Source organism: Micromonospora sp. NPDC048839 (assembly GCF_040649915.1).
Lineage (GTDB): Bacteria > Actinomycetota > Actinomycetes > Mycobacteriales > Micromonosporaceae > Micromonospora.
Window position 1 is genome coordinate 234,022 of the sequence record NZ_JBEZGL010000012.1, and the last position, 6,299, is coordinate 240,320.

General features: G+C 72.9%; 7 protein-coding genes. 5 read left to right on the plus strand and 2 right to left on the minus strand.

Annotated features, from left to right (window positions below; translation table 11 throughout):
• Positions 1 to 80 precede the first annotated feature (80 nt).
• Positions 81 to 449 carry a cytidine deaminase gene (locus AB0C25_RS23370; protein WP_357376364.1) on the plus strand — a complete coding sequence of 123 codons (369 nt, stop codon included), beginning with the start codon at positions 81 to 83 and terminating at the stop codon, positions 447 to 449.
• A gap of 1 nt (position 450) precedes the next feature.
• Here AB0C25_RS23370 and AB0C25_RS23375 read toward each other — a convergent pair whose 3' ends face one another.
• Positions 451 to 810 (minus strand): YciI family protein, encoded by a 360-nt coding sequence (locus tag AB0C25_RS23375; protein ID WP_357376365.1) that lies wholly within the window; start codon positions 808 to 810, stop codon positions 451 to 453.
• Between the two features lie 141 nt (positions 811 to 951).
• Between AB0C25_RS23375 and AB0C25_RS23380 the strand changes: the two genes are divergently transcribed.
• From AB0C25_RS23380 to AB0C25_RS23395, 4 genes are all read left to right on the plus strand, one after another.
• Complete coding sequence (locus tag AB0C25_RS23380) at positions 952 to 1,998, plus strand: iron ABC transporter permease (RefSeq protein ID WP_357376366.1); 1,047 nt, start codon at positions 952 to 954, stop codon at positions 1,996 to 1,998.
• Positions 1,995 to 3,104, plus strand: coding sequence for an iron ABC transporter permease (locus AB0C25_RS23385; protein WP_357376367.1), 1,110 nt, complete (start codon positions 1,995 to 1,997; stop codon positions 3,102 to 3,104). Before AB0C25_RS23380 ends, AB0C25_RS23385 begins: the two co-directional genes overlap by 4 nt.
• A 19-nt stretch (positions 3,105 to 3,123) precedes the next feature.
• A complete protein-coding gene (locus AB0C25_RS23390) occupies positions 3,124 to 3,966 on the plus strand; it encodes an ABC transporter ATP-binding protein (protein ID WP_357376368.1) in 843 nt (280 codons plus the stop codon).
• Positions 3,967 to 4,027: 61 nt separating this feature from the next.
• Positions 4,028 to 4,975, plus strand: coding sequence for an iron-siderophore ABC transporter substrate-binding protein (locus tag AB0C25_RS23395; RefSeq protein WP_357376369.1), 948 nt, complete (start codon positions 4,028 to 4,030; stop codon positions 4,973 to 4,975).
• A 100-nt stretch (positions 4,976 to 5,075) separates the two neighbouring features.
• Here the strand turns inward: AB0C25_RS23395 and AB0C25_RS23400 are convergent, their stop codons facing one another.
• Positions 5,076 to 5,984 carry a hypothetical protein gene (locus tag AB0C25_RS23400; RefSeq protein ID WP_357376370.1) on the minus strand — a complete coding sequence of 303 codons (909 nt, stop codon included), beginning with the start codon at positions 5,982 to 5,984 and terminating at the stop codon, positions 5,076 to 5,078.
• Positions 5,985 to 6,299: the final 315 nt, after the last annotated feature.

Here is a 6,299-nt window from a genome sequence, read left to right on the forward strand (position 1 = left end):
GGGTTACCGCGCGGCCGGTCCGTCGACGTCCGGGGGCGGCACCTAGAGTGGGCGCTCGACGTCGAGCGCTGGGGGCCGGAATGGAGCTGCGGGACACCGACCGCGCGTTGGTGCAGGCCGCCACCGCGGTCGCCAAGCTGCGTTGCCGCAGCCAGCACCACACCGTCGCGTCGGCAGCCCGGACCGTCGACGGGCGGGTCTTCACCGGCGTGAACGTCCAACACGCCACCGGCGGAACGTGTGCCGAGCTGGTGGTGGTGGGCACGGCCGCCACGCAGGGCGTCACCGAGCTGGAGACAATCGTCACGGTCGCCGACCGGGGCCGCGACGTCAGCGAGCCGTGCGGCGACTGCCGGCGGGTGCTGGCCGACTACTTTCCGGCGCTGCGCGTGATCACCGGAGAGGTGGACGCGCTGCGGGTGGTCGAGATCGGTTCGTTGGCCGGCTGAGTCAGTCGCCCGCCGCCGCCTCCAGCATCGACCGGGGGATCGGCACGCCCTCGAACCGCACGTTGCCCTCCGGCACCATCCAGCTCATCACCCGCACGTCCAGCCGTCCGGCCCGCACGGCCGGGTCGTTGGCGTAGAGGTCACGCGCCTCGTCCGGGGCGATGGAGAGCACGACGAACCCCCGCAGCCGGTCGTCGTCGGGGTCCAGGAACGGCCCGGTCGCGAGCACCAGCCCCTGCTCGACGAGCCCCGCCTGGTGGGCCAGGTGCGCGTCCTGCAACCGGTCGATCGCGTCCTGCGGCAACTCCGGCGGGTGGGACGGTCGGGCCAGGAGGACGACCGTGTGCTGGTCGAATCGCATGAGCCCACCCTAGGTGCGCGGCCCCCGTCGCGCGGGCGTCTGCCCTGCTCAGCCGGCCGCGGATCGATGAGCGCCAGTTAGGCGGCCCCCACCTGAGCGGCTAAGGTAAGGCGAACCTAAGCAGGAACGTGCAGGAGACTCGTGACCACCCTCGCCACCCGGCCGACCCAGGCCCCCAGCAGGTCCGGCAGCCGCACCGGCCGCCGGGTGGCCGTCACCGCCGGCTCGGCGCTGGTGCTGCTGCTCGCCGTACTGGCCAGCTTCGCGCTCGGCAGTCGGGACCTCGGCGTCGACCAGGTCTGGCACGCTCTCGTCGCACCGGACGGCGGCGAGGCCAGCACCATCGTGCGCGAGTTGCGGATGCCGCGTACCGCGCTCGGCCTCACCGTCGGGCTCGCCCTCGCGGTGGCCGGTGTGTTGTTCCAGGCGCTCACCCGCAACCCGCTCGCCGAGCCGCGCATCCTCGGCATCAGCGCGGGCGCGTCGTTCGGTGTGGTGCTCGCCATCTCCGTCTTCGGCGTCAGCACGCTCGCCGGGTACGTCTGGTTCGGCATCGCCGGGGCACTGATCGCCGGGCTGCTGGTCTTCGCCATCGCCACCCGGGCGCGCGAGGGCGCCAGCCCGGTCACCCTCGCACTCGTCGGCGCGGCCCTCGACGCCAGCCTGGCCTCCGGGGTGTACGCGCTGCTCAGCATCGACGCCCGCACCTTCGAGGAGTACCGGTTCTGGGTGGTCGGGGGGCTGGCCGGCCGCGACCTCTCGGTCGCCGCGCAGGTGCTGCCCTTCGTCCTCGCCGGGCTGGTGCTCGCCGCCCTGGTGGCCCGAGGTCTGGACGCGCTGGCCCTCGGCGACGACGTGGCCCGCGGCCTCGGCCACCGCATCGGCCTGGTCCGCCTCGGCGGTGGGCTCGCTGCCGTGCTGCTGACCGGGGCCGCGGTGGCGGCGGCCGGACCGGTCGCCTTCGTCGGGCTGGCCGTGCCGCACCTGGCCCGCGCCCTGGTCGGCGCGGACCACCGCTGGACCCTCGCCGTCTCCGCCCTGCTCGGCCCGGCCCTGCTGCTCGGCGCCGACGTCGTCGGCCGGCTCGTCGCCCCACCCGGCGAGATACCGGCCGGGATCGTCACCGCGCTGATCGGGGCGCCGCTGCTGGCCGTCCTGGTCCGCCGCGCCCGGGTGGTGACCGCGTGACCACCACCCAGCGCCCCGCGGGCTCGCCCGCCCCGGCCGGCCTGTCACTCACCACCTCACGCGCTGGCGGCGATGCCCGGCTGGCCGGACGCTCGCTGCTGCGGCTCGGCCCGGTCAGCCTGGTCATCCGCCGTCGCGCAGTGCTGGTCGCCGCCGTGCTGACCGTGCTGCTCCTGCTGGCCGTCGTGCTCAGCCTCTCGCTGGGCACCCCGTACGTCGCCCCGGCCGACGTGCTGCGCGCCCTCTCCGGCGCCGGCACCCCGTACGACCTCGTGGTCTTTGATCTTCGATTGCCGCGGGTCGTGCTGGCGGCGACGGCCGGCGCGGCCTTCGGCATCGCCGGCACCCTGATCCAGAGTGTGGCCCGCAACCCGCTCGCCAGCCCGGACGTCATCGGTATCACCCAGGGCGCCGGTCTTGCCGCCACGGTGGCCCTGACCAGCGGCATGGCGGCGGTGCTGGTGGCACCCACCGCGCTGGTGGGCGGGCTGCTCGCGGCGGTGCTGCTGTTCGCCCTGGGTGCCCGGCACGGGCTGGCCGCGCAGCGGTTCGTCCTCGCCGGCGTGGCGGTGGCGTTCGCCTTCCGGGCACTGACCGAGGTGGTCATGCTCACCGCCGACCCGATCGACGGGTTGCGCGCGCAGATCTGGCTGATCGGCACCCTGGCCGGCAAGGGCTGGACCGAGGCCGCCTGGATCGCCGGCACCCTGCTGGTGCTGCTGCCGGTGCTGGCCTGGGCCGGTTGGGCGCTGAACAGCACCGCCCTGGACGACGACACCGCCCGCGGCGTCGGGCTGCGCCCGGTGGCCCGCCGGATCGGCCTGGCCGGCGCCGGCGTCCTCGTCGCCGCAATGGTCACCGCCCAGGTCGGCGCCGTCGACTTCGTCGCGCTTGTCGCGCCCCAGGTGGCCCGTCGACTGGTACGCGCCGAACGGCCACCGCTGGTCTGCGCCGCGCTGCTCGGCGCGCTGCTGCTGGTGCTGGCCGACCTGGCCGGCCGACGCCTGCTCGCACCCACCCAACTGCCCGCCGGTGTGCTGACCGCCGCGATCGGCGGCCCGTACCTGATCTTCCTGCTGCTGCGCGGACGGCGGCGGTCGTCGTGACGCCTCAAGGAGTCGTGTGATGCTCTCCACCCGCGACCTGGTCGCCGGCTACGACGAGCGGACCGTGCTCGACGGCCTCGACCTGGACCTGCCCACCGACGCGTTCACCGTGATCGTCGGCCCGAACGCGTGCGGCAAGTCCACCCTGTTGCGCACCATGGCCCGGCTGCTCACCCCGCGCCGGGGCACGGTCCTGCTGGACGGCACCGCGATCCGCGAGCTACCCACCCGGGAGGTGGCCCGCCGCCTCGGCGTCCTGCCGCAGAGCCCGCTGGTGCCCGAGGGCGTCACCGTGGCCGACCTGGTCGGGCGGGGCCGGCAGCCCTACCAGCGTTGGTGGCGGCAGTGGTCGTCGGAGGACGGCGCGGCCGTCGACCAGGCGATGACCCTGGCCGACGTGACCGACCTGGCCGACCGGCCGGTGGACAGCCTCTCCGGCGGGCAGCGGCAGCGGGTGTGGATCGCCATGACGCTCGCCCAGGACACCGACGCCCTGCTGCTGGACGAGCCGACGACCTTCCTCGACCTGGCCCACCAGGTGGAGGTGCTGGACCTCCTGCACCGGCTACGCGTCGAGCGGGGCCGCACCGTGGTCGCCGTGCTGCACGACCTGAACCAGGCCGCCCGGTACGCCGATCACCTGGTCGCGATGCGCGACGGCGCCGTGGTGGCCGCCGGACCGCCCCGGGAGATCCTCACCGCCGACCTGGTCCGCGACGTCTTCGGGCTGGCCTGCGTGGTCGTGCCCTGCCCGGTGACCGGCGCGCCGCTGGTGGTGCCCGCCCACACCGGTGGCAACGCTCCGGCTCCCGCTGGCCCGGGTGACCCCTCCTCGTCGACGGCGTCCGTACCGGACGCCTGACCCGCCCCACCGGCGACGCGGCCACCCCGCTCGTCGGCTCGTACCCCTCGAAAGGACTCTGATGCGTCGTCTCGTCGCCGCTCTCGCCGCGACCGTCGCCCTCGGCGTCGGTCTCACCGCCTGCGGTGAGAGCGACCCGGTCGCCGGCTCCACCACCGGGGAAACCCGGGAGATCACCCACGCCATGGGCACCACCAAGGTCCCGGCCGAGCCCAAGCGCGTCGTCGTGCTCGACACCGACAAGATCGACACAGCGCTCTCGCTGGGCGTCACGCCCGTCGGCGCCGCCACGGCCGGTGAGGCCAAGAGCTGGCCGACCTACTTCGGCGCGGACAAGCTCGCCAGCATCAAGACGGTCGGGGTGCTCGCCGAGCCCGACCTGGAGGCGATCAACGCACTCAAGCCCGACCTCATCCTCGGCAGCAAGTTCCGCCAGGAGAAGTTCTACGACGAACTGTCCGCCATCGCGCCGACCGTTTTCACCGACAAGGTGGGCATCACCTGGAAGGACAACTTCCTCCTCGACGGCCGGGCGCTCGGGCGTGAGCAGCAGGCCAAGGACCTGCTCGGCGCGTACGAGAAGCGGGCCAAGGACTTCGGCGCGACCCTCGGCGACGCCGCCGCCCGCAAGGTGTCGATCGTTCGGTTCCTGCCCGGCAACATCCGGGTGTACGGCCCGGACTCCTTCTCCGGCATCGTCCTCGGCGACACCGGGCTCGGGCGCCCCGAGCGGCAGTTGCTCGCCAACAAGGAGGACAAGCGCTTCGACCTGGTCAGCCCGGAGCGGGTCAACGAGGTCGACGGTGACGTCATCTTCGTGACCGCGTACGGCGACAAGGCCGCCGCCGAGCAGGCGAAGGTCGCCGGTGGGACGCTCTGGAAGGGCCTCAGCGCCGTCAAGGCCGGCAAGGCGTACTCCGTCTCCGACGAGGTCTGGATGACCGGCATCGGCGTCGGCGCCGCCAACAAGATCCTCGACGACCTCGCCAAGTACCTCCCCGCCGCCTGACAAGCCCGGCGCCCGCGCCGCTAAGCGCATGATCGCGCTCGATCCAGGATGTAGTGGCTTCCCTGTGCAGGGAGGCCACTACATCCATGTTCGAGCACGATCATCGCGACCGGATGCTGCGGGAACGCGCTTGTAGGGCGGCCCTGACCTCGGCGAGGAATCCGTCGAAGTCGTCCCGGAGGCGCTTGGCGGTGACGTGCAGCACGATCCACTCGTTGCCGAGCAGTCGGTTGAGCCGTCGGCGGTCCCGCTGAAACTGCTCGGGATCGTCGTGCCAGAGCCCGTCATATTCCACCGCCACCTTGAACTCGGGCCAGGCCAGGTCAAGTCGGGCTACGAACCGACCTTTGTCGGCGACGACCCACTGCGTCTGAGGGCGGGGCAGGCCGGCGAGCACCAGCCGTACGCGAGTGCGGGACTCCTGGGGTGACTCCGCGCCGGCGTCCGCCAGATCGACGGCACGCAGCAGGGACCGCCAGCCGCGTCGACCGGCCCGGTTCAGGGCGTATTCGCGGAGGGCGGGCACATCGGTGAGCCGCCTGGCCAGCATGCCGTCGAGGACTACCACCGCCTCGACCACGTCGAGCCATCGGGCGAGATCCCAGCAGGTGCGCTCCGGACTGGTCACCCTGAGCCCGGCCCTGTCCACCGCGTCGCCGGGGTCGAACTCCCCGCGGCGGATCCGGAGCCCGGCGGTCGGTCCGACCCGGGTTGCCCGGGGAACCAGTACGTCCACCGGCTCGCTCGCGGCGGGTGCCGGGCAGCCGTACAGGGCCGCCGCGGAGCGTCCCGCGATGGCGGCTCCTGGCGGGATCAGCCAACGCTCGACGGCGGCGCACCTGATTCCGTGCGTGACCCGGACCTCGGCATCGGCATAGATGTCCCGGAACAGTGGTCTCCATGCGGAACTGCGCAAATCGTTTCGGCTCAACAGGCCGCGCGAGACGGCGATCGAGCCGCGGAAGACCCGACCACGCAACTGCGGCGGGCGTCGCGGAGCTTTCGGCATGCGCTCCAGGCTGGCCGATCAGCCGCCCGCCACGCTGCCCCTGTGGATAACCATGGATCGTGCGTCGGCGGCCGTACGCATGATCGTGCTCGATCAGGGATGTAGTGGCCTCCCGGGAAGGCGAGGCCACTACATCCTGCATCGAGCGTGATCTTGCCGAAATGCCCCGCAGGGGTGGGGTGGGTTGGCGTGGGGGTGGGGTGGGTGGGAGAGGGGTGTCGGGTTAGTCCCTGTCGCCTCTGGCGATGCGGCCCGTTCCGGGCTGAAAATCGTGTTGGTCGCTCGCTGACGTCGTATCTCCTTGGTCCGTACGAG